The 21,156-nt window shown below is 75.1% G+C and carries 16 protein-coding genes; 11 read left to right on the forward strand and 5 right to left on the reverse strand.

Annotation, left to right across the window (positions count from 1 at the left end):
• Positions 1–4 precede the first annotated feature (4 nt).
• Positions 5–1,738, reverse strand: coding sequence for an ABC transporter ATP-binding protein (locus tag AAEM63_RS03885; protein WP_341360342.1), 1,734 nt, complete (start codon positions 1,736–1,738; stop codon positions 5–7).
• Positions 1,738–3,537, reverse strand: a complete 1,800-nt coding sequence (locus AAEM63_RS03890) for an ABC transporter ATP-binding protein (protein WP_341360343.1) — start codon at positions 3,535–3,537, stop codon at positions 1,738–1,740. Before AAEM63_RS03890 ends, AAEM63_RS03885 begins: the two co-directional genes overlap by 1 nt.
• 206 nt (positions 3,538–3,743) lie before the next feature.
• On the opposite strand from AAEM63_RS03890, the gene AAEM63_RS03895 reads away from it, so the two are divergent.
• The 4 genes from AAEM63_RS03895 (at position 3,744) to AAEM63_RS03910 (ending at position 7,643) form a co-directional block, all read left to right on the forward strand.
• On the forward strand, positions 3,744–4,130 hold the full coding sequence (locus tag AAEM63_RS03895) for a DUF3817 domain-containing protein (RefSeq protein ID WP_341360344.1): 387 nt from the start codon (positions 3,744–3,746) through the stop codon (positions 4,128–4,130).
• A 29-nt stretch (positions 4,131–4,159) separates the two neighbouring features.
• Entirely contained in the window at positions 4,160–5,782 is a 1,623-nt protein-coding gene (gene guaA / locus AAEM63_RS03900) for a glutamine-hydrolyzing GMP synthase (RefSeq protein WP_341360345.1), read from the forward strand.
• A complete protein-coding gene (locus AAEM63_RS03905) occupies positions 5,782–6,972 on the forward strand; it encodes a glycosyltransferase family 4 protein (RefSeq protein ID WP_341360346.1) in 1,191 nt (396 codons plus the stop codon). The genes guaA and AAEM63_RS03905 overlap by 1 nt, the downstream gene beginning before the upstream one ends.
• Before the next feature lie 170 nt (positions 6,973–7,142).
• On the forward strand, positions 7,143–7,643 hold the full coding sequence (locus AAEM63_RS03910) for an aromatic ring-opening dioxygenase LigA (RefSeq protein WP_341360347.1): 501 nt from the start codon (positions 7,143–7,145) through the stop codon (positions 7,641–7,643).
• 60 nt (positions 7,644–7,703) lie between these two features.
• Here the strand turns inward: AAEM63_RS03910 and AAEM63_RS03915 are convergent, their stop codons facing one another.
• Positions 7,704–8,171, reverse strand: a complete 468-nt coding sequence (locus AAEM63_RS03915; RefSeq protein ID WP_341360348.1) for a hypothetical protein — start codon at positions 8,169–8,171, stop codon at positions 7,704–7,706.
• A complete protein-coding gene (locus AAEM63_RS03920; RefSeq protein ID WP_341360349.1) occupies positions 8,168–9,853 on the reverse strand; it encodes a PspC domain-containing protein in 1,686 nt (561 codons plus the stop codon). Before AAEM63_RS03920 ends, AAEM63_RS03915 begins: the two co-directional genes overlap by 4 nt.
• A 136-nt stretch (positions 9,854–9,989) precedes the next feature.
• Between AAEM63_RS03920 and AAEM63_RS03925 the strand changes: the two genes are divergently transcribed.
• The 5 genes from AAEM63_RS03925 (at position 9,990) to pcrA (ending at position 15,449) form a co-directional block, all read left to right on the forward strand.
• The gene (locus AAEM63_RS03925; RefSeq protein ID WP_341360350.1) at positions 9,990–11,198 is read left to right on the forward strand and encodes a PspC domain-containing protein; all 1,209 of its coding nucleotides are present in this window, start codon (positions 9,990–9,992) and stop codon (positions 11,196–11,198) included.
• Positions 11,195–11,866 (forward strand): response regulator transcription factor, encoded by a 672-nt coding sequence (locus AAEM63_RS03930; protein ID WP_123917251.1) that lies wholly within the window; start codon positions 11,195–11,197, stop codon positions 11,864–11,866. The genes AAEM63_RS03925 and AAEM63_RS03930 overlap by 4 nt, the downstream gene beginning before the upstream one ends.
• 83 nt (positions 11,867–11,949) lie before the next feature.
• A complete protein-coding gene (locus tag AAEM63_RS03935; protein WP_341360351.1) occupies positions 11,950–12,291 on the forward strand; it encodes a hypothetical protein in 342 nt (113 codons plus the stop codon).
• 33 nt (positions 12,292–12,324) lie between these two features.
• On the forward strand, positions 12,325–12,807 hold the full coding sequence (locus tag AAEM63_RS03940; protein ID WP_341360352.1) for a DUF456 domain-containing protein: 483 nt from the start codon (positions 12,325–12,327) through the stop codon (positions 12,805–12,807).
• Positions 12,808–12,860: 53 nt separating this feature from the next.
• Positions 12,861–15,449 (forward strand): DNA helicase PcrA, encoded by a 2,589-nt coding sequence (gene pcrA, locus AAEM63_RS03945; protein WP_341360353.1) that lies wholly within the window; start codon positions 12,861–12,863, stop codon positions 15,447–15,449.
• Positions 15,450–15,460: 11 nt separating this feature from the next.
• Here pcrA and AAEM63_RS03950 read toward each other — a convergent pair whose 3' ends face one another.
• On the reverse strand, positions 15,461–17,698 hold the full coding sequence (locus AAEM63_RS03950; RefSeq protein WP_341360354.1) for a 6-phosphofructokinase: 2,238 nt from the start codon (positions 17,696–17,698) through the stop codon (positions 15,461–15,463).
• Between the two features lie 207 nt (positions 17,699–17,905).
• Here AAEM63_RS03950 and AAEM63_RS03955 point away from each other — a divergent pair, with 207 nt between their 5' ends.
• On the forward strand, positions 17,906–19,903 hold the full coding sequence (locus tag AAEM63_RS03955; RefSeq protein ID WP_341360355.1) for an acyltransferase family protein: 1,998 nt from the start codon (positions 17,906–17,908) through the stop codon (positions 19,901–19,903).
• An 83-nt stretch (positions 19,904–19,986) separates the two neighbouring features.
• Positions 19,987–21,153 (forward strand): ADP-forming succinate--CoA ligase subunit beta, encoded by a 1,167-nt coding sequence (gene sucC / locus AAEM63_RS03960; RefSeq protein WP_341360356.1) that lies wholly within the window; start codon positions 19,987–19,989, stop codon positions 21,151–21,153.
• Positions 21,154–21,156: the final 3 nt, after the last annotated feature.

The raw sequence follows: 21,156 nt of genomic DNA on the forward strand, positions 1-21,156 counted from the left end.
GGTCTCACTCCTGCTGCCAGGAGTGCCACAGGGCGGCGTACTCCCCGCCCCGGGAGACGAGCTCGTCGTGGCTGCCCAGCTCGACGATCCGGCCGCCCTCGACGACGGCGACCCGGTCGGCGTCGTGCGCGGTGTGCAGCCGGTGGGCGATCGCGACGACCGTGCGCCCGGACAGCACGGCCGAGAGGGAGCGCTCGAGGTGCCGGGCCGCCCGCGGGTCGAGCAGGGAGGTCGCCTCGTCCAGCACCAGGGTGTGCGGGTCGAGCAGGACCAGGCGGGCCAGGGCCAGCTGCTGGGCCTGGGCCGGGGTCAGGTCGGTCCCGCCGGAGCCGACCTCGGTGCGCGCCCCCTCGGGCAGCCGGTCCACCCACTCGAGGGCGTCGACGGCGGCCAGCGCGGCGCGCATCTCCTCCTCGCTCGCCCCCGCCCGGGCCAGTCGCAGATTGTCCTCCACCGTCCCGACGAAGACGTGGTGCTCCTGGGTGACGAGGGCGACGTGGGAGCGCAGCTCCTCCTCGGGCAGGTCCACCAGGGGCACCCCGCCGACCGTGACGCTGCCGCCGCCGGGCGGGTGGATCCCGGCGAGCATGCGACCCAGCGTGGACTTGCCCGCCCCCGAGGGGCCCACCACCGCGAGCCGCTCGCCGGGCACGAGGTCCAGGTCGACCCCGTGCAGGACGTCCTGGCCCTCCCGGTAGGCGTAGCGCACCCCGGCGGCGACGACGTGGTCGTCGGCCGGGACGGCGCCCGAGGGGCTGCGGTCCGGCTCGACGAGGGTGACGCCGAAGAGCCGGGCGAGGCTGGCGTTGGCCACCTGGAGCTCGTCGATCCAGAAGAGCAGCTCGTCGACGGGGCTGCGCACCTGCATGGCGTACAGCGCCACGGTGGTGACCGCGCCGAGGGTGACGAGCCCGGCGTCGAGGAGCCAGGCCCCCCACAGCAGGGTCGCGACGATCGGCAGCGTGAAGGACAGGCCCAGCCAGAAGAAGAGGACCACCCGCATCCGCAGGGTGACGACCTCCGTGTCCCAGGCGCGCGCGACGGCGGCGTCGGTCCGGGCACGCCGGCGCCGGCCCAGGCCGAGGGCGTCGACCGTGGCGGCCTGCTCCACGGACTCGGTGAGCACCCCGTTGAGCCGTGCGTAGGCCTCGGAGTTCACCAGGTAGGCCGGGGTGGCGGTGCGCAGGTAGCGGCGGGTGGCGACCGTGATGAGCGGCACCGCGACCAGCAGGGCCAGCGCCACCAGCGGTGAGGCGAGCACGGCGGCCGCCAGGGTGAGCAGGATCGTCGCCGAGGTCACCAGCAGCCGGGGCACGCCGAACCGCACCGTCCACTGCACGCGGTCGATGTCGTTGGTGGTGCGACCCAGGAGGTCGCCGGTGCCGGCGCGCTCGACGGTGGACAGCGGCAGGTGCGTCACGGCCAGGAGGAAGTCCTCGCGCAGCCGTGCGAAGACCTCCTCGCCGAGGATCATGGCGCCGCGCTGGGCGAAGCGGGTGATGACCGCCTGGACGACGACGACACCGACGATCGTCAGGCCGACCGAGTTGACGTGGGCGAGGGTGGTGCCCTGCGCGACGGCGTCGACGAGGTCGCCGAGCAGCCACGGCACGGCCAGGGCCGCCACGGCGGCCAGGGCCTGGAGGGTGACGACGACCACGAGCCGTCGGCGGTAGCGGCGCAGCAGCGCCATCGACAGGGAGCGGACGGTGCGCGCGTCCGCGACGGGCAGCTGCATCAGCGGGCCTCCTCGGCGTGGACGAGCTCGGCGGGGTTCTCGCCGTCGCCGCCGGCGCGGGCGACGACGTCGCGGTAGGCCCGCGCGTCCGGGTCGCCGGCGGCGGCCCGGGCGAGCAGGTCACGGTGACGGCCGCGGGTGCGCTCGGCGCCGCCGACGAGCAGCACGACGTCGTCGGCGTGCTCGAGGACCAGCGGCGAGGCGGTGACGACCACCGTCGTGCGGCCGTGCCGGGCCGCCCGCAGCCGGGCGGCGATGCGGGCCTCCGTGTGGGCGTCGACCGCGCTGGTGGGCTCGACGAGGACCAGCGTCTCGGCGCCGGTGAGCAGCGCCCGCGCGAGGGCGACCCGCTGGCGCTGACCGCCCGAGAGGGACCGGCCCTTCTCGGTGATCTCCCCGTCGAGACGCTCGGGCATGGAGTCGAGCACGTCGGCGGCGTCCGCCACGGCGAGCGCCTCGTACAGGGCGTCCTCGTCGCCGCGGTCGCGCACGTCCAGCTCCTCGCGCAGCGTGCCGGTGAAGAGCTGGGGCGTGGCGTCGGCGACGACGATCCGCTCGCGCACCCGCGCGACGGGCAGGTCGCGCAGGGGCACGCCGTCCACCGTGACCTCCGGTGCGGCGTCGTCGAGACGCCCGAGCCGGCGGGCCAGCTCGGCGGCCTCGTCCGGGCGCGCGGAGACCAGGGCCGTGAGCCGGCCCGGACGCACCCGGACGCCGCTGGTGGTGTCCACGAGCAGGCCGTCACCGGCCGGCACCGCGGGGGTCGCGCCGTCGTCGGCGGCCTCGGACTCGGCCAGGGTGCCCGCCGCCGGGGCGACGGCGAGGACCTTGACGATCTTCCGGGCGCCCACCCGGGCGCGGGTGAACATGGTGATGAACTGCGTGGCGGCGCGCAGGGGCTGGGCCAGCAGGGCGGTGGCGCCGTAGAAGGCCACCAGCTGACCGGCGGTGACCTCCCCGGTCAGGGCGAGGCGGGCGCCGAGCCAGACGACGCCGGCGACGAAGAGCCCGGGCAGCAGGATCTGCAGCGCCTCGAGGAGGGAGGAGACCGCGGCGACCCGGACCCCGGCCGCGCGCACCACCTGGGACTGGGCGGCGTACCGGGCGGCGAAGACGTCCTCGCCGCCGATGCCGCGCAGGACGCGCAGGCCCGAGACGGTGTCGGAGCCCAGGGTCGTCAGGCGCCCCGTGGCCTCGCGGTGGGCGGCCTGGCGGGCGTGCAGGGGCTTCACGAGGAGGGCGAGGACGGCCATCGTCACCGGCAGGCCGACGAGGACGGCGAGCCCCAGGGTCGCCGAGTACTGCAGAAGAACCACGGCGACCGCGAGGAAGGCGACCACCGACCCGACGAACCGGGGGAGGAGCTCGGCGGTGTTGCCGACGTGGAAGGCGTCGGAGGCGACCGTGGAGACCACCTCGCCCGTGGGCATGTCCGACGCGACGGCGCTGCCGGTGCGGGTGACGTGGTGGCCGACCAGGCGCGAGACGCGGAAGGCGCTGCCGAGCCACCCCCAGATCTCCCCGATGTGGCCGAGCGCGTCGGCGAGCGCCTGGACCACGCCGATGGCGAGGAGCAGCACGCAGGCGGTGAGCAGGCCGCGGGTGAGACCACCCTCGAGGCCGGCGTCGAGGGCGGCGCCGAGGACGAAGGGGATCGCGGCGTAGGCGAGGGCGTTGACCGTGGCGAGCGCGACGGCGCCGGTGAGGACGCCGCGCTGCCGGCCGGCGATCCAGCCGAGCAGCGCCAGCGGCGAGGTCAGCGGGGGATGTCCAGGATGACCCTGGGGGGAACGGAGCACCTGCTGAGGTTACGGCCCTTCGGGCCCGCCTCTCCACGTCATTTCCGGCGTCGGCCGAGGTGCGGGGTGGGGTGCGGCCGACAGGTGAACCCGCAGGCCACGGGCGCCGGCCGGGGGAGGAGCGGCCCCGCCGCACGACGGTGCCGTGGACCCGGCGGCGGCGTGCGGTGAGAGACTGGCTCCCGTCCCCCCGTCGAGAGGCTGTCATGTCCACGTCCCGCGCCGTCGAGCCGGTCGCCCAGGCCGGGCGCAAGGCCCGCTCCGCCTTCGCCTACTACCGCGCCATGGCGTTCGTCACCGGCGCGATGCTGCTCGTCCTCACCCTGGAGATGGTGCTGAAGTACGTCCTCAACGGCGGCGAGCCGGTGATCGGCACCTGGGTCGCGATCGTGCACGGCTGGATCTACGTCGTCTACATCGTCACCGTCTTCAACCTGTGGTCGCTCATGCGCTGGGACTTCGGCCGCATCGTCGCCCTCGTGGCCGGCGGCGTCGTCCCGGTGCTGTCCTTCGTCATGGAGCGCCGGGCCCACGGATGGTTCGAGGCCGACCTGCCCGCCCTCCTCGCCCGCACGGCGGACCGGGCCCGCTGACCCGCGCCGCCGCCGTCTATCCTGACGCGGTGAGCACACCCGAGCACCTCGCGCCCGGCGAGCCGGCCCCCGCCCCGACGCCCACCGCCGGGACCCCGCGACCCGTCCTCGTCGTCGACTACGGCGCCCAGTACGCCCAGCTGATCGCCCGGCGGGTGCGCGAGGCCAACGTGTACTCCGAGATCGTCCCGCACACCATGGCGGTGGCGGACATGCTCGCGAAGGAGCCCGCCGCGATCATCCTCTCCGGCGGCCCCGCCTCGGTCTACGCCGAGGGCGCCCCGGCGACCGACCCCGCGCTCTTCGACGCCGGGGTCCCCGTGCTGGGCATCTGCTACGGCTTCCAGTCCATGGCCCGCGCCCTCGGCGGGACGGTCGCCCACACCGGCGCCCGCGAGTACGGCTCCACCGTGGTCCGCGTCGCCGGCACCGGTGAGCTCCTGGCGGGCTCCCCGGTCCAGCAGACGGTGTGGATGTCCCACGGCGACGCCGTCCACGCCGCCCCGGCCGGGTTCGAGGTGCTCGCCACCTCCGACGGCTCGCCCGTCGCCGCGTTCGAGGACCGCGAGCGGCACCTGTACGGCATGCAGTGGCACCCCGAGGTCAAGCACTCGGTGCTCGGCCAGGAGGCGCTCGAGCGGTTCCTCTACGAGGGCGCCGGGCTGGAGCCCACCTGGACCCCGGGCAACGTCATCGCCGAGCAGGTCCAGGCCATCCGCGCCCAGGTCGGCGACGCCCGTGTCATCTGCGGCCTGTCCGGCGGCGTGGACTCCTCCGTGGCCGCCGCGCTCGTCCAGGAGGCGGTGGGGGACCAGCTCACCTGCGTCTTCGTCGACCACGGGCTGCTGCGCGCCGGCGAGGCCGAGCAGGTCGAGCAGGACTTCGTCGCCGCGACCGGGATCCGGCTCGTCGTCGTCGACGCCGCCCAGCGGTTCCTCGACGCCCTCGCCGGGGTGAGCGACCCCGAGACCAAGCGCAAGATCATCGGCCGGGAGTTCATCCGCGTCTTCGAGCAGGCCGCCCGGGACGTCGTCGCCGAGGCGGGCGCGCACGGCGAGGAGGTGAAGTTCCTCGTCCAGGGCACGCTCTACCCCGACGTCGTGGAGTCCGGCGGGGGCGAGGGGGCGGCCAACATCAAGTCCCACCACAACGTCGGCGGTCTGCCCGAGGACATGCGCTTCGAGCTCGTCGAGCCGCTGCGCACCCTGTTCAAGGACGAGGTGCGCGCCGTCGGTCTCGAGCTCGGCGTGCCCGAGGCGATCGTGTGGCGTCAGCCCTTCCCGGGCCCGGGCCTGGGTATCCGCATCATCGGCGAGGTCACCGGCGAGCGGCTGGAGATCCTGCGCGCCGCCGACGCCATCGCCCGCGAGGAGCTGAGCGCGGCCGGGCTCGACCGGGACATCTGGCAGTGCCCGGTGGTGCTCCTCGCCGACGTCCGCTCCGTCGGCGTCCAGGGGGACGGGCGCACGTACGGCCACCCCGTGGTCCTGCGGCCGGTCTCCTCCGAGGACGCCATGACCGCGGACTGGTCCCGGGTGCCCTACGACGTCCTCGCCCGCATCTCCACGCGGATCACCAACTCCGTCCCGGAGGTGAACCGGGTCGTGCTGGACGTCACGAGCAAGCCGCCGGGCACCATCGAGTGGGAGTGATGCGCCGCGTCGTCCACGTCTCCGACTGCTACCCGCCCAGGGTCGGGGGCATCGAGACGCAGGTCCGCGACCTGGCCCACCGTCAGGCGGCGGCCGGCGACGACGTCCACGTCCTCACCGCCACGCCCGGCGAGGAGCCCGGGCCCGGTGGGCGACCCGGCGAGGGGGCCGGCACGCAGGGCCGCGCAGAGCCCGTCGTCCACCGCATCGCGACCCGGCTGGCCCTCGGGGTGCCCGTCCACCCCCTCGAGCGCCCGCTCCTGCGACGCGCCCTGGCCGACCTGCGGCCCGACGTCGTCCACGTCCACGCCGGGGTCGTCTCGCCCTTCGCCTACGACGGCGCCCGTGCGGCCCGCGCCCTCGGTCTGCCCCTGGTTATCACGTGGCACTGCATGCTCGACGGTGTCGTGCCCGCGTACCGGGTCGGTGCGCGCCTGACCGGGTGGGACGAGGCGGCAGCGGCCTTCACCGCGGTCTCCGCCGTCGCCGGCGCCCGGGCCGCCGAGGTGGTCGGTGGGCGGCCGGTCGCGGTCGTGCCCAACGGGCTGGACGTCGCGGCCTGGACGCCGGTGGGCGGCCCCCCGCCGCTGCCCCCCGCGGGACCGCTGCGGGTCGTCGCCACCCAGCGCCTCGCCCCGCGCAAGCGGGCCGTGCCCCTGGTGCGCATCATGGCCCGGGTGCGCGAGGCCGTCGGCCCGGGCGTGCACCTGAGCCTCGTCGGCTCCGGTCCCGCGGAGCAGGCCGTGCGCGCGGAGATCGCCCGGCTCTCCCTGGGCGGGACCGTCGAGCTGGTCGGCCGGGTGCCCCGCCGGATCCTGCGCGAGCGGTACGCCGGCGAGCACGTGTTCGTCGCGCCGGCCCGGCTGGAGGCGTTCGGCATCGCCGCCCTCGAGGCCCGTGCCGCCGGGCTCGCGGTGGTCGCGGGCCGGGGGACGGGCGTCGGGGAGTTCGTCACCGACGGCGTGGACGGCCTGCTCACCCCCGACCGCTCCGACGGGCTCGACGACGAGGCCGCGGACGCCGCGCTCGCCGGCGCCCTCGTCCGTCTCGCGACCGAGCCGGGTCTGCTCGGTGGCATCCTCGCGCACAACCGCTCGACGGCTCCCGCAGCGGACTGGGCCGACGTGCTGGCAGCCTGCGAGGCGGCCTACGCCCAGGCGTCCGACCGGGCGGTCGCCGGCGATCCGTGACGTTCTGCGCGGAGTGTGCCACGATGCCTGCTATCAGGACCTTTGTCTCATTTGCACCTGTTCTGCCCGGCCTACGTTGGTCCTGAGAGCGGGACGGGGCCCACACCCGGAACGCAGGAGCTGCCGGCTCGCGGTGAGGCGGCACAGAACCGTCCGGAAAGGACAGAGCCATGAGGAGTTCCGCCGCCAGGATCGCCGGGATCGTCTCGATCATCGCCGGGATCGTCTTCATCGTCGCCGGAGCGGCGACGTGGGCGCTCATCACGTCCAACCTCGCCGACCAGAACATCACGGTCGCCGACGACTCGCCCATGCTGGCCGGTGACGACGTCAACGGGCCCTTCTCGGCGTTCGCCGAGGCTCAGATCATCAACGAGCACGCCCTCGACGCCACTGGCGGCAAGACGTACGCCGAGCTCGGTGGCGAGGTCCGCGCCGCCGAGGAGGCGGGTGACACCGCGCTGGCGGAGGAGCTGCAGGGCCAGCGCACGACGGTCATGAACGCCTCGTTCCTGCGGGCGTCGCTGTTCACCTCGGTCGTCTCCTACGGCGTGGCCGCCCTGGTCATCGGCCTGGGCGTGCTGTGGGTCCTCGTCGGGTGGGCGCTGACCTCCCTCGGCAGGTCCACCGTCCCGGCCTACGCCGCCACGGACCGGCGCGTCAACGTCTGACCCCGCACGGCGGAGGGCGGGTGCCGTGATCACGGCACCCGCCCTCCTGTGCGTCCGCGCTCAGCCGGCCCCGTCCCGCCGGCGCCGGTTGCGCTGGAGGACGGGCACGAGCAGCAGTGCCAGGGCCGCCACCACCAGCAGCCCGATGAAGGCCAGCTGCAGGTCGATGGTGTAGCCCAGGCCGACCGCGACCGCGGTGGCGCCGCAGATCGCGAGCACCAGCCCGAGCACGACCGTGCCGGTGCGCGGCCCGCCGGGACGCACCTCCGGCGGGGCGGTCGCCGCGGACCACACCTGGCCGGTCGGCGTCGGGGCCCACGGTGTCTCGGCAGGACCGGGCGCCCGCGCGCCGTCGGGGGTGGTGGTGACGGGGCGGGTGGCCGCGCCGTCGGGGGTGGTGGTGACGGGGCGGGTGGCCGCGCCGTCGGGGGTGGTGGTGACGGGGCGGGTGGCCGCGCCGTCGGGGGTGGTGGTGGTCCGGGGGACGTCCGTGGTGGGGTCGTCGCCCGGACGGGGGGTGTCGCTCATCGTTGCTCCTCGATCAGGATGTCGGACGCGCCGGCGGTGATGACGACGACGAGGTCCGCGCCGTCCTCACCCGCGGCGGGCGAGGTCAGCTCGTGGGAGATGTTCACGCCCGACGCCCAGGTGGTGCGACGGCGCTCGGACTCGTCGGCGGACCCGGCGAAGGGGCTCACGCCGTCGTCGTCGGTCCACCCCGGGCCCGTGATGCTGGCGAGGTTGCCCGCTCCGACGTCGACCCGGACCACCGTGGCCGAGGCCTCGGGCAGGACGACGGTGACGTCACCGGCACCGACGTTGACGGGCACCGTCACGGTGCCGTCGGTGGGGTCGGCCCCGCTCAGGTCCAGGCCGGTGAGGTCGAGGCGGAGGTCACCGGCGCCGAGGTCGTAACCCTGCCGTGCCTCGTCGACCGAGACGGGGGCGGCGTCGAGGTCACCGAAGGTCGCCGAGGACTCGAGGTTGAGCGCGACCGGAGACGTCGAGACCGCGAGCGTGGCCGGGACGACCAGCAGTGCCAGGAGGACGCCGAGGATGGACAGGGCCCCGCCGCGTCGGCCGGTGACGCCGGCCGCCAGGGCGCCCAGGCCGAGCAGGGCGAGCACGATGCCGCCCAGGACGAGGGGCAGGAGCCAGCCCACGGGCTCCATCCGGTCGAGGAGGAGCAGCCCCGCGGTGGCCAGGAGCGCGAGCGCGATGACGACGGCCACGAGGCCGGAGCCCGGCCCGGGGGTGCGAGGCCTCGGCGGCACCGGCGGGGCCGGCGGCGAGGCCGGGCGGTAGGGCACCGGTGGGACCTGGCCGTAGGACACCGGCGGGGACTGGCCGTAGGACGCGGCCGCGTAGGCCGTCGTGGGGGCGGGCGGGGGCGGTCCCCAGCCCGGCCCGGGGTGTCCGGCGAGCTGCTCGGGTGACGCCGGCCCAGGACGACCGGGGGAAGCGGTGGACTGCCAGGCGGTGGGGCTGCCCGGTCGGGGTACGCCCGGGCCCGGGTACGGGGCGCCCGGCCCGCCGGAGGTGCCCCCGGTGTGCGGGTACGGCACGCCCGGGTGGGCGGAGGCGGTCGGCGCAGGTGCGCCACCCGCCGCGTACGGCGGCGGCGGGGCCGCTGCACCGCCGGGCGTGCCCACGGCCGGGCGGTGGGAGCCGCGCCGGGCGAGGGCCACGACGCCCAGGACGATGAGGGCGAGGAGCCCCAGTCCGAACAGCGGCCAGAACACACCGCCGCGCTCGTCCCAACCGGCCCACCAGGCGCCGGGCCGGGCCAGGCCGAGGATGACGAAGGCCAGCGCACCGGCCAGGGCGGCGTCGACGTTGCCGCGCAGCGCCTCCTGGAGGTGGATCCGGCCGTCCGACTCCTCCGGGAGCAGCGCCCAGGCGAGGCCGTACAGGAGCATGCCGAGGCCGCCGAAGAGCGTGAGGACGACGAGGACACCGCGCACGAGCAGCGGGTCGATGTCCAGCCGCCGGGCGACCCCCGCGGCGACGCCGCCGATCCATCGGTCCTGCCCGCGCCAGACGCCGGTCCGGCGCAGGGAGGTGAAGAAGGAGGACTCGGCTGCGCCCGCGGGCGGGTTCTGGTGGCCGGCCCAGGGCGGGTCGACAGGTGGTGTCCGGTGGGCGGACGGGAATCCCTCGTCCGGCGAGGGGCCGGCCGTGGAGCCGGTGTCGGGTGCGTTCGTGTTCATGCTCCCAGCCAACCGTCCCGGGTGGTCCCGGGACCATCGGGGACCACCCTGGTCGGACCCTGATCCTCGGTCGCGGCGACCCTGGATCCACCCCGGGCGGGCCTCGCCGCCGGGGAGAGCGTGTGAGGATGAGGACGTGAGCGCCGCCGTCCCCTCCGTGCGCGTGCCGCTGCGCCGTCCGCGCGACGGCCGCGCGGTCGCGGGTGTGTGCGCGGGGGTGGCCGCCCACCTCGGCCTGCCGGTGACGACGACGCGCTGGATCTTCGTCCTCGCCTCCTTCGTCGCCGGCGCCGGGGTCGCGATGTACCTGTGGCTGTGGGTCACCGTGCCGGTCACCGACGGCTCCGGCGGTGCCGGGCAGCGCCTCGCCCCCCGGCTGCGCCTCGGGACGCTCTCCGGCCCCGCGCGCGACGTCGCCATCGCGGTGGTGCTTCTCCTCACCGCCGGCATGCTGCTCCTGTGGCGCGCCGACCTCGCGCCGAGCGCCTCGTGGGTGGTGCCGGCGCTGGTCGTCGCGGCCGGTGCGGCACTCGCCTGGGGCCAGCTCGCCGAGGTCGCCCGGGCCGGCGCGAGCCCGACCCGACGGGGCGCCGTGGTGGCGCGGGTCGGCGCCGGCGTCGCCCTCGCCGTCGTGGGCGCGCTCCTGCTCGTCGGCCGGGGCGAGAACCCCTGGGTCCTCCTCAGCGGCGCCGCCGCGGGCCTGGCCATCGTCTTCGGCGTGGCCGTCGTCCTCGCCCCCCTGCTCCTGCGCCTGGTCCGGGAGCTGGGCGCCGAACGGGTCGCCCGCGCCCGGGAGGCCGAGCGGGCCGACATCGCCGCGCACCTGCACGACTCGGTGCTCCAGACGCTGTCGATGATCCGTGCCCGCGCCGGGGACAACGAGGAGGTGGCGCGGCTCGCCCGCGCCCAGGAGCGCGAGCTGCGCGACTGGCTCTACACCGACCGGCCCGAGCCGGGGACCTCCACCGCGGCCGTGGTGCGCCAGGTGGCCGCCGAGGTCGAGGACCTGCGCGGGGTGCCGATCGAGGTGGTCACCGCCGGCGACGCCGAGCCGGGTCCCGAGACGGCCGTCCTCGCCGCCGCCGCGCGCGAGGCCCTCGCGAACGCCGTGGCCCACGGACGGCCGCCGGTCAGCCTCTACGTCGAGGTGGGGCCCGAGGCGGTCGAGGTCTTCGTGCGCGACCGGGGCGACGGCTTCGACCCGTCGGCCGTCCCCGCCGACCGGCACGGCGTCCGCGAGTCCATCGTGGGCCGGATGGCCCGGCACGGGGGGCGCGCCGTGGTCCGCTCACGCGCGACGGGCACCGAGGTCCACCTGGTCATGCCGAGGAAGGAACAGTCATGAGCGAGCAGCCGGGGATCCGCGTCCTCATCGTCGACGACCACGCGCTGGTGCGCACCGGTGTCCGGGCCGAGCTCGGCCGCCACGCCCCCGACGTCGACGTCGTCGGCGAGGCCGAGGACGTCGAGGGCGCCGTCGCGGCCGTGCACGCCCTGGCACCTGAGGTGGTCCTGCTCGACGTCCACCTCCCCGGCGGCCAGGGCGGCGGCGGGGCCGAGGTGGTCACCCGGTGCGCCGATCGCCTCGCCACCACCCGGTTCCTCGCCCTGTCGGTCTCGGACGCCTCCGAGGACGTCGTCGCCGTCATCCGTGCCGGCGCACGGGGCTACGTCACCAAGGCGATCACCGCCACCGAGCTGGCCGAGGCGATCCGGCGCGTCGCCGCCGGCGACGCCGCGTTCAGCCCCCGCCTCGCCGGGTTCGTCCTCGACGCGTTCGGCACCGGGGCGGCGGACGTCGCCGTGCACGACGACGAGCTCGACCGGCTCTCGGCCCGGGAGCAGGAGGTCATGCGCCTCATCGCCCGCGGGTACACCTACAAGGAGGTCGCCGCCGAGCTGTTCATCTCGGTCAAGACGGTCGAGACACACGTCTCGGCGGTGCTGCGCAAGCTCCAGCTGTCCTCGCGCCACGAGCTCACCCGGTGGGCCGCAGCCCGCCGTCTCCTGTGACGCGTGCGCTGTGAGGAGCCTCTCCGCCCGGCCGGCGCCGGCGTGGCGCCGGGGCGTCGGCGACGCCCCTTAGGGTGACGACCATGTCTACCCTCTCCGGCATCCTCCTCGTCATCCACATGATCGGCTGGGCCATCGTGCTCGGCGCCACCGTGACCAACCTGCGCCCGCCGCGGATCGTCAAGGGCGTCACGCACGGCGCGCTGACCGCCCTCGTGGCCGGGATCCTGCTCGTGGGCGTGGCGGAGATGGGCGACCGGGACGTCGACAACGTCAAGATCGCCGTCAAGCTCGTGGTCGCCCTGGCCGTCACCGCGCTGGCGATCTACGGCGCCCGCCGGGAGGAGAGGGCCACCACCGCCCTCGTCGGGTCCGTCGCGGGGCTGACGGTCCTCAACATCGCCGTCGCGGTGCTCTGGCGCTGAGCACCCACCCGACCCGTCCCCCAGGAGGCCCGCATGGACCCGTTCGGTGAGCTGCTCGTCGGTGTCGCCGTCGCGATCGGCATCGTCGGCGCGATCATCCAGCTCTACCCCGGCAGCATCATCGTCCTGGCGGCGGTGGCTGTCTGGGGCGTCGTCACCGGCGGGGCCGTGGGGTGGACGGTCGTCGTCGTCGCCACGCTCGCCGTGGTCCTCGCCGGGGTCGCGAAGTACCTGCTCGCGGGCCGCTACCTCACCGGGGCGGGCGTCCCGGGCCGCACCATGGTCGTGGGTGCCGCGCTCGGCGTCGTCGGTTTCTTCGTGGTGCCCGTGGTGGGTCTGCCGCTGGGGTTCGTCCTCGGCGTCTACCTCGCCGAGACCGGCCGACGACGCAACCACGCCGACGCGTGGCGCGCGACCGTCGTGGCCATGAAGGCGACGGGCCTGACCATCCTCATCGAGCTCGCCGGTGCTCTGGTCGCCACCGGGGCGTGGGTCGTGGGGCTGCTCCTCACCTGACCCTGTGGGCCGCGTGCAGCGGTGTCGGTGGAGCCGCTTACCCTTGGGGTGAGATGAACACCTTGTTCGACAACCTCCCGCTGCCCGGCCTGTCCACCACCGACCGGCTGCCCTCCGCCGTCCCCCCGCGCGACGACCTGCCCACCGGGCGCCCGGTCGGTGACGACCCGCCCGGGAGCGCCCGCGACGTCGCCGCGGACCCGGTGGAGCGGGCCCGCCGGCGCGCCGGGCTGTCCACCGCCGGCCGTGGCCGGCCGGACGAGGCAGCCCTCCTCGAGGGGCTCAACCCCCAGCAGCGCGCGGCGGTCGTGCACACCGGCGGCCCGCTGCTCATCGTCGCCGGCGCCGGCTCGGGCAAGACCCGGGTCCTGACGAACCGCATCGCGCACCTGCTCGCCACCGGCCGGGCCCGGCCGGGGGAGATCCTCGCGATCACCTTCACCAACAAGGCCGCGGCCGAGATGCGCGAGCGGGTCGAGCACCTCGTGGGCCCCGACGCGCGGCGGATGTGGGTCTCGACCTTCCACTCCGCGTGCGTGCGCATCCTGCGCAAGGAGCACGCCACCCTCGGGCTGCGCTCGAGCTTCTCGATCTACGACGCGGCCGACTCCCAGCGGCTCATGACCCTGGTGTGCCGCCAGCTCGACCTCGACCCCAAGAAGTACCCGCCCAAGACGTTCTCCCGGAAGGTCTCCGACCTCAAGAACGAGCTCGTCGACCCCGAGGACTACGCCGCCACGGTCAGCTCGGCCAACTCCTTCGACTCCGCCCTCGCCCAGGCCTACACGCTGTACAACCAGCGCCTGCGCCAGGCGCACGCGCTCGACTTCGACGACCTCATCATGGTCACCGTCAACCTGCTCCAGGCCTTCCCCGCCGTGGCCGAGCACTACCGCCGGCGGTTCCGCCACGTCCTCGTCGACGAGTACCAGGACACCAACCACGCCCAGTACGTGCTCGTGCGCGAGCTCGCCGGGGTCGACCGGGACGCCGACGGCGCCGGCGACCGCGACGGCCTGCCCCCGGCCGAGCTGACGGTGGTCGGCGACGCCGACCAGTCCATCTACGCCTTCCGCGGGGCCACCATCCGCAACATCCTCGAGTTCGAGGAGGACTACCCGAGCGCGACGACCATCCTGCTCGAGCAGAACTACCGCTCCACCCAGAACATCCTCTCCGCGGCCAACGCCGTCATCTCGCGCAACCCCGGCCGGCGCGCGAAGAACCTGTGGACCGACTCGGGCGAGGGACCGCTCGTCGTCGGCTACGTCGCCGACTCCGAGCACGAGGAGGCCAGGTTCATCGCCGAGGAGATCGACCGCCTCGCCGCGGCCGACGGCACCCGGCCGGGCGACGTCGCCGTCTTCTACCGCACCAACGCCCAGTCCCGCGCGCTGGAGGAGGTGATGGTCCGGACCGGCATCCCGTACAAGGTGGTCGGCGGGACCCGCTTCTACGAGCGCAAGGAGATCAAGGACGCCGTCGCCTACCTGCGTGCCGTCGCCAACCCCGACGACGCCGTCAACCTGCGGCGCATCCTCAACGTCCCCAAGCGGGGTCTGGGCGACCGCGCCGAGGCGATGATCGCCGCCCACGCCGAGCGGGAGCGGGTCTCCTTCGGTGCCGCGATCGCCGACGCCGCGGCCGAGCCGGGCGCCACCCGCGACGGCCTGCCGGTGCCCGAGGTCCTCGGCCTGGCCACCCGCGCCCGCACCCAGGTCCGCGCCTTCCACCAGCTCATGGAGGACCTGCGCGCCATGGACGCGGCGGGTGCACGCCCGGCGGAGGTCCTCGACGCCGCGCTGGACCGCTCGGGCTACCTCGCCGAGCTGCGGGCGAGCGAGGACCCGCAGGACGCGACCCGCGTGGAGAACCTCGCCGAGCTCCACGCCGTGGCCGCGGAGTTCTCCGAGCAGGATGCCAAGGGTGGTCTCGGGGACTTCCTCGAGCGGGTCTCGCTCGTGGCCGACAGCGACCAGATCCCCGATGCCGCGGGCCAGGAGGCCGGTCAGGTCACCCTCATGACCGTGCACACCGCCAAGGGGCTGGAGTTCCCGGTCGTCTTCGTCACCGGGATGGAGGACGGCACCTTCCCGCACCAGCGCTCGCTCATGGAGGAGGACCAGCTCTCCGAGGAGCGACGACTGGCGTACGTCGCGCTCACCCGCGCCCGACAGCGGCTCTACCTCTCCCGGGCCGCGGTGCGCACCGCCTGGGGGATGCCCCAGGAGCTGCCCGCGTCCCGGTTCCTCGACGACATCCCCGGGTCGCTGCTGGACTGGCGGCGGGCCGAGTCCTCGATGGACACCCTGCGCGGCCGGGCCGGGTCGGGGTTCCGCACGGCCGGGCCGGGCTACCGCTCCACCGAGGGCAGGGCCGGTGACGGCCGGCGGGGCCCGGCTCGGTCCGGACCGGTGCGCACCGGCAAGCTCGAGTCGACGGGGGCGAAGCTCGGCTCCGCCACCCCCCGCGCGGACGTTCCCGGCCTGGACCTGGGGGACAAGGTCACCCACGACAGCTACGGCGTCGGGACCGTCGTCGGCCTCGAGGGGTCCGGCAGCTCGGCCGTGGCGAAGATCGACTTCGGCGGTGGGCAGGTCAAGCGTCTGCTCCTGCGCTACTCACCGGTGACGAAGCTGTAGCCGCGGCCCGCTCAGGCCCGGAGCACCGGCAGCGCCTCACCGGCCGGGGTGCCCTGGCGCGAGACCGCCTCGATCGCGGGACGCAGGCCGAGCCACCACTGGTGCCGCGGCCGGCGGGCGGACAGGTCGACCTCCTCGTCCATGTGCACGAGCGGGTGGGCGACGACGTCGCTGCCCACCAGGCCGAGGTAGCGGCCCTCGGCCGTGCCGGTCTCGAGCTGGCCGGCGAGGTCCGCGATCGCGTGGGAGACGAGCCGGGTGGCGAGGATGCGGTCGAACGGCGAGGGGTTCCCGCCCTGCTGGAGGTGTCCGAGGACCGCCTGGCGCACGTCGTACAGGCCGTGCCCCTCCTCCTGGAAGATCCGGGCGAGGACGTCGGTGGTGTACAGGTCGGAGGCGGTCTCGTTGCGGATGGCCAGGAACAGCCGGCGCCCGGCCCGGAAGCTGGCCACCATGCGCTCGGTGTCCGTGGCGAGCTCGGCCAGGCTCATGCCCTCTTCGGGCAGGTAGACCCGTTCGGCGCCGGCGGCCAGCCCGGCCATGAGCGCGAGGTAGCCGCAGCGCCGCCCCATCGTCTCGACGACGAAGCACCGCTTGGCCGCGCTCGCGGACTGCTTGATCTTGTCCAGGGCCTCGACGATGTTGTTCAGCGCCGTGTCGGCCCCGATGGACAGCTCCGAGCCGGGCAGGTTGTTGTCGATGCTCGCCGGGACGCACACGATCGGCAGCTGGAACGCGGGATAGCGGTCCCGTTCGCTGACCATGCGGTGGGCCGCGAGGTAGGCGTTGAACCCGCCGATGATGAGCAGGCCGTCGAGCTCGAGCCGCTCGATGGCGCGGCCGAGGGCGTAGAGCTGCTCGACCTCGGGGACCGCCCGGCGGGTGCCCAGACCGGCACCGCCCTCGCCGACCCAGCCCTCGACGTCGTGCCAGGCGAGCTCGGCGACGTCACCGTCGATGAGTCCGGGGAAACCGCCGTTGACGCCCAGGACCGTCATGCCGCGGTCGATCCCGAGGCGCACCGCGGCCCGGGCGGCGGTGTTCATGCCGGGGGCCAGGCCGCCGGCGTGCAGGACAGCGACCCGCCGCCGCGGGCCCGGCGCGGAGGCGACCGGTGGGCGCGACATCGTGGCGTACGTGCGCACCATCTCCGTGAAGCTCGACCCGCGCGCGGTCATCGCCCCCGCGTAGTCGCCGGCGTCCACGGCGGTGGCGACGGCGCGTGTCGCGCTGACGGCCTCGACGAGCGGGAGCAGGGTGATGCGGTTGTGCCGCACCCCGACCACGTGGGGCTCCCCGCCCGGCTCGGCGGAGAGGACCTCCTGCGCGGCGGCGTAGCCGAGCAGGGTGCTCATCCACCGGTCGTACGCGGAGGGCGCCCCGCCGCGCTGGACGTGCCCGAGGATCGTCACCCGGGCGTCCTCGGAGAGCCGGTCCTGCAGGACCCCGCGCACGTAGTCGGCGGTGATGGGCGCGCCCGCCCGGTCCCGGGCCCCCTCGGCCACGAGGACCATCGACTCGCGGCGTCCGGCGGCGCGGGAGTCGCGGAGCTTGTCCACCATCTCCTCCTCCCAGCCCGGCGCGGGCGGGGACTCGGGGATGAGGACGTAGTCGCTCCCGCCCGCGACGGCCGCCATGAGCGCGAGGTACCCGCAGTGCCGGCCCATCACCTCCACGACGAAGGTGCGCTGGTGGCTCGCGGCGGTGCTGGCGATGGCGTCGAGGGCCTCGACGATGCGGTGCAGCGCCGAGTCGGCGCCGATGGTCATCTCGGTGCCGACCATGTCGTTGTCGATGGAGCCGACGAGACCGGCCACGAAGAGCTCGGGGTGCGCCGCGGCGGTGGCGGCGTCGAGCTCGCCGGTGGCCACGAGCTCCTCGAGCAGACCGGGCCACTCGGTGCGGAAGAGCTCGGTGCCGGTGAGGCTGCCGTCCCCGCCGACGACGACGAGACGGTCGATGCCGCGCCGGAGGAGGTTGCGGGCGGCGCGGAGCCTGCCCGGCCGGGTGCGGAAGTCCGCCGAGCGGGCGGTGCCGATGACGGTGCCGCCGCGGTTGAGGATGCTGCCGACGTCGTCCCACGCCAGGGCGCGGATGCGACCGTCCACGGCGCCCTGCCACCCGTCGTCGACGGCGAAGACCTCCGCCCCGAGGTGCAGGCCGGTGCGCACCACGGCGCGCACGGCGGCGTTCATGCCCTGGGCGTCACCCCCGCTGGTGAGCACGCCCAGGCGCGAGCTGACGTCCACTGGTCCCCCTCCGGCGTTGCGACCGGACCATCATGGCCTACCCGGGAGGCCTCCCGCCGGGACCCCGGTCCGGGACCCGCCCGGGACGCCCGCCGACGGCGGCGCCCGGGCCGCGGGCCGGCGTCGTCCGCGACACCCGCGCGCCTGCCGGGCCGGGCGAGGGGCCGACCCTAGCCTGGACCCGTCGGGGAACCCGGGGAGGCGCAGATGGCCACGCAGGTCCAGGAGCGACGTCCGCGTCCGGTCGCCGCCCGTGCGCCCCGCCGTGGCGCCGGGCGCATCGAGGGGCTCGACGGGCTGCGGGCCCTGGCGATCGCAGCGGTCCTGGTCTACCACCTGCGGCCGGAGTCCCTCCCCGGCGGCTACCTGGGCGTCGACGTGTTCTTCGTCGTGTCCGGCTTCCTCATCACCACCCTGCTGCTGCGTGAGCTCGACGACCGCGGCCGCATCGACCTGCCGCGGTTCTGGGTGCGGCGTGCCCGCCGGCTGCTTCCCGCGCTCGTCGCGGTCGTCGTGGTGACCATCCCCGCCGCGTGGCTGGCCGGGACGGACCTGCTCGTCGGGATCGGCCGCCAGGCGCTGGGGGCGCTGACGTTCTCGAGCAACTGGCTCGAGATCGGTGCCGGCTCGTCCTACTTCACGGCCACCGCGCCGCAGCTCTTCGTCAACTTCTGGTCGCTGGCGGTGGAGGAGCAGTTCTACCTCCTGTGGCCCCTGCTGCTCGCCCTCGTCGTCGCCGCTACGTCCGCCGCGCGGACCCGGGCGCGGATCGCCCTGACCGCTGCGGGGGCGTCCGCCCTGGGAATGGCCCTGCTGCACACCCCCGGGGCGGACGCCACCCGCGTCTACTACGGCACCGACACCCACGCGTTCGGCCTCATGATCGGCGCCGCCCTCGCCTTCGCCCTGGCGGGCGGCCCGTTGCCGGCCGCTGCCCGGCGGTGGGCGGGACCAGCCGTCCTGGTCGCCCTGGCCGGGCTCGTGGCGCTCATGCTGACCCTGCGCCAGTCCGGGCCCCTGACGTTCCGCGGGGGCATCCTCCTCGCGAGCGTGCTGACCGCCGTCCTCGTCGCGGGGCTGCTGGCACCGGCCGGGCCGTACCGCCGGCTCATGCGGCTGCGGCCGCTGGAGTGGCTGGGGCAGCGCTCCTACGGCATCTACCTGTGGCACTGGCCGGTCATCCTCGTCCTGGCCCAGGCGATCCCCACCGCGCACGACTCGGCCGCGCACTGGGGCGTGCGGGGGCTCTCCCTCACCGTGACCCTCGTCCTGGCCGCTGCGTCGTTCCGGTGGCTCGAGGGGCCGGTCCGCGAGCACGGGTTCCGCCACAGCCTCCGCCGTGCCGGCGCCGCCCTGTGGAGCCCGCTGCGGGGCCGGCGCGTCGTGGCGCGGGCCGGCGCCGGCGCGGCCGTGGCCCTCGTCCTCGCCTCGGGGGCCGCCGTCGCCGTCGCTCCCGAGCGCTCGCAGACCCAGATCGCGATCGAGGCGGCGCAGGCGGAGGTGGACGCCTCCGCGGAGGAGGCCGAGGTGGTCGAGGTGGTCGAGGCCGACCGCTCGATGCCCACCGGGGAGGAGATCACCGGGTTCGGCGACTCGATCGTCGTCACCAGCAAGGACGGTCTGGAGTACCGCTTCCCCGGGATCATGCTGGACGCGCGCTCGATCCTGCAGTGGCCCGACGGCGAGCGGGCCGTGCGGGCCCGGCTCGCCGAGGGGACGGTGCGCCGGGCGGTCTTCCTCGACTACGGCACGAACGCCGGCGTCACCGACGAGGCCCTGGTGCGACGTGTCCTGGACGCCCTCGGGCCCGACCGGATGATCGTCGTGGTCAACCTCTACGGCGGCAGCGCCTGGGTGCCGGAGGCGAACGCCACCCTCGCCCGGATCGTGGCCGACTACCCCCACGCGGTCGTGGCCGACTGGCACGGGGCCATCTCCGCCCGGCCCGAGCTCCTCCAGGCCGACGGGATCCACCCCGGGATCGAGGGGGCGCACCTGTACGCCTCGGTCGTGGAGAAGGCCTTCGCCGAGCTGTCCGAGCGGCTCACCGGCGTGCCCGTGACCCTGCCGGGCGAGCCCGGCGACGCCCCCGCGGCGAACCCCGCGGAGAACCCCACGGCCAACCCTGCGGAGGGGTCCACGGTGAGCCCCGGGACGGGGACCGGTGATCCGGCCGGCGGCGAGACGGCGGCCCCGCCGGGGTGAGACCGCCGCCACGGCGCGGTAGTCTTCCCCGAGATGTCTTGACGTCGAGGCATCTCGCCATGTCAACGGAAGGACGCAGTCGGGTGGATCTCTTCGAGTACCAGGCTCGGGACGTTTTCGAGAAGCACGGGGTCCCCGTGCTGCGCGGGATCGTCGCGACGACACCGGCCGAGGCGCGCGCCGCCGCGGAGCAGCTGGGCGGCGGCACGGTCGTCGTCAAGGCGCAGGTCAAGACGGGCGGGCGCGGCAAGGCCGGCGGCGTCAAGCTGGCCCACAGCCCCGAGGAGGCGGAGGCCCGCGCGGCCGAGATCCTCGGCATGGACATCAAGGGCCACACCGTCCACCGTGTGATGGTCGCCGAGGGCGCCCGGATCGCGGAGGAGTACTACTTCTCCGTGCTGCTGGACCGCAGCGAGCGGCGCTACCTCGCCATGGCCTCGGTCGAGGGCGGCGTGGAGATCGAGCAGCTCGCCGTCGAGCGTCCGGAGGCGCTCGCGCGCGTCGCGGTCGACCCGACGGTCGGGATCGACGCGGCCAAGGCCGCCGAGATCGCCGCGCAGGCCGGGTTCGCGCCCGAGCTCGCCGACGAGGTCGCCGCCGTCTTCCAGAAGCTCTGGACGGTCTACACCGAGGAGGACGCCACCCTCGTCGAGGTCAACCCGCTCGTGCGCACCGAGGACGGCGCGGTCATCGCGCTCGACGGCAAGGTCACCCTGGACGAGAACGCGGCGTTCCGGCACCCCGACCACGCCGACCTCGTCGACCGGGCGGCCACCGACCCCCTCGAGGCCAGGGCCAAGGAGCTCGACCTCAACTACGTCAAGCTCGACGGCGAGGTCGGCATCATCGGCAACGGCGCCGGGCTGGTGATGTCCACCCTCGACGTCGTCGCCTACGCCGGCGAGGCCCACGGGGTCAAGCCCGCCAACTTCCTCGACATCGGCGGCGGCGCCAACGCCCAGGTGATGGCCAACGGCCTCGACGTCATCCTCGGCGACCCCCAGGTGAAGTCGGTGTTCGTCAACGTCTTCGGCGGGATCACCGCCTGCGACGAGGTCGCCACGGGCATCGTCAAGGCCCTGGAGATCCTCGGCGACAAGGAGAACAAGCCCCTCGTGGTGCGCCTGGACGGGAACAACGTGGAGGCCGGCCGCAAGATCCTCGCCGACGCCGCCCACCCCCTCGTCACGCTGGTCGCCACCATGGACGACGCCGCGGCCAAGGCCGCCGAGCTCGCCGCCGCGAAGTAAGGA

The sequence above is a fragment of the Georgenia sp. M64 genome (genome assembly GCF_038049925.1).
Lineage (GTDB): Bacteria > Actinomycetota > Actinomycetes > Actinomycetales > Actinomycetaceae > Georgenia.

Coding starts and splice junctions, on each gene's coding strand:
- AAEM63_RS03885 (WP_341360342.1), bottom strand. CDS start 1,738: ATGCAGCTGCCCGTCGCGGACGCGCGCACCGTCCGCTCCCTGTCGATG.
- AAEM63_RS03895 (WP_341360344.1), top strand. CDS start 3,744: ATGTCCACGTCCCGCGCCGTCGAGCCGGTCGCCCAGGCCGGGCGCAAG.
- AAEM63_RS03905 (WP_341360346.1), top strand. CDS start 5,782: ATGCGCCGCGTCGTCCACGTCTCCGACTGCTACCCGCCCAGGGTCGGG.
- AAEM63_RS03910 (WP_341360347.1), top strand. CDS start 7,143: ATGAGGAGTTCCGCCGCCAGGATCGCCGGGATCGTCTCGATCATCGCC.
- AAEM63_RS03915 (WP_341360348.1), bottom strand. CDS start 8,171: ATGAGCGACACCCCCCGTCCGGGCGACGACCCCACCACGGACGTCCCC.
- AAEM63_RS03920 (WP_341360349.1), bottom strand. CDS start 9,853: ATGAACACGAACGCACCCGACACCGGCTCCACGGCCGGCCCCTCGCCG.
- AAEM63_RS03930 (WP_123917251.1), top strand. CDS start 11,195: ATGAGCGAGCAGCCGGGGATCCGCGTCCTCATCGTCGACGACCACGCG.
- AAEM63_RS03935 (WP_341360351.1), top strand. CDS start 11,950: ATGTCTACCCTCTCCGGCATCCTCCTCGTCATCCACATGATCGGCTGG.
- AAEM63_RS03940 (WP_341360352.1), top strand. CDS start 12,325: ATGGACCCGTTCGGTGAGCTGCTCGTCGGTGTCGCCGTCGCGATCGGC.
- pcrA (WP_341360353.1), top strand. CDS start 12,861: ATGAACACCTTGTTCGACAACCTCCCGCTGCCCGGCCTGTCCACCACC.
- AAEM63_RS03955 (WP_341360355.1), top strand. CDS start 17,906: ATGGCCACGCAGGTCCAGGAGCGACGTCCGCGTCCGGTCGCCGCCCGT.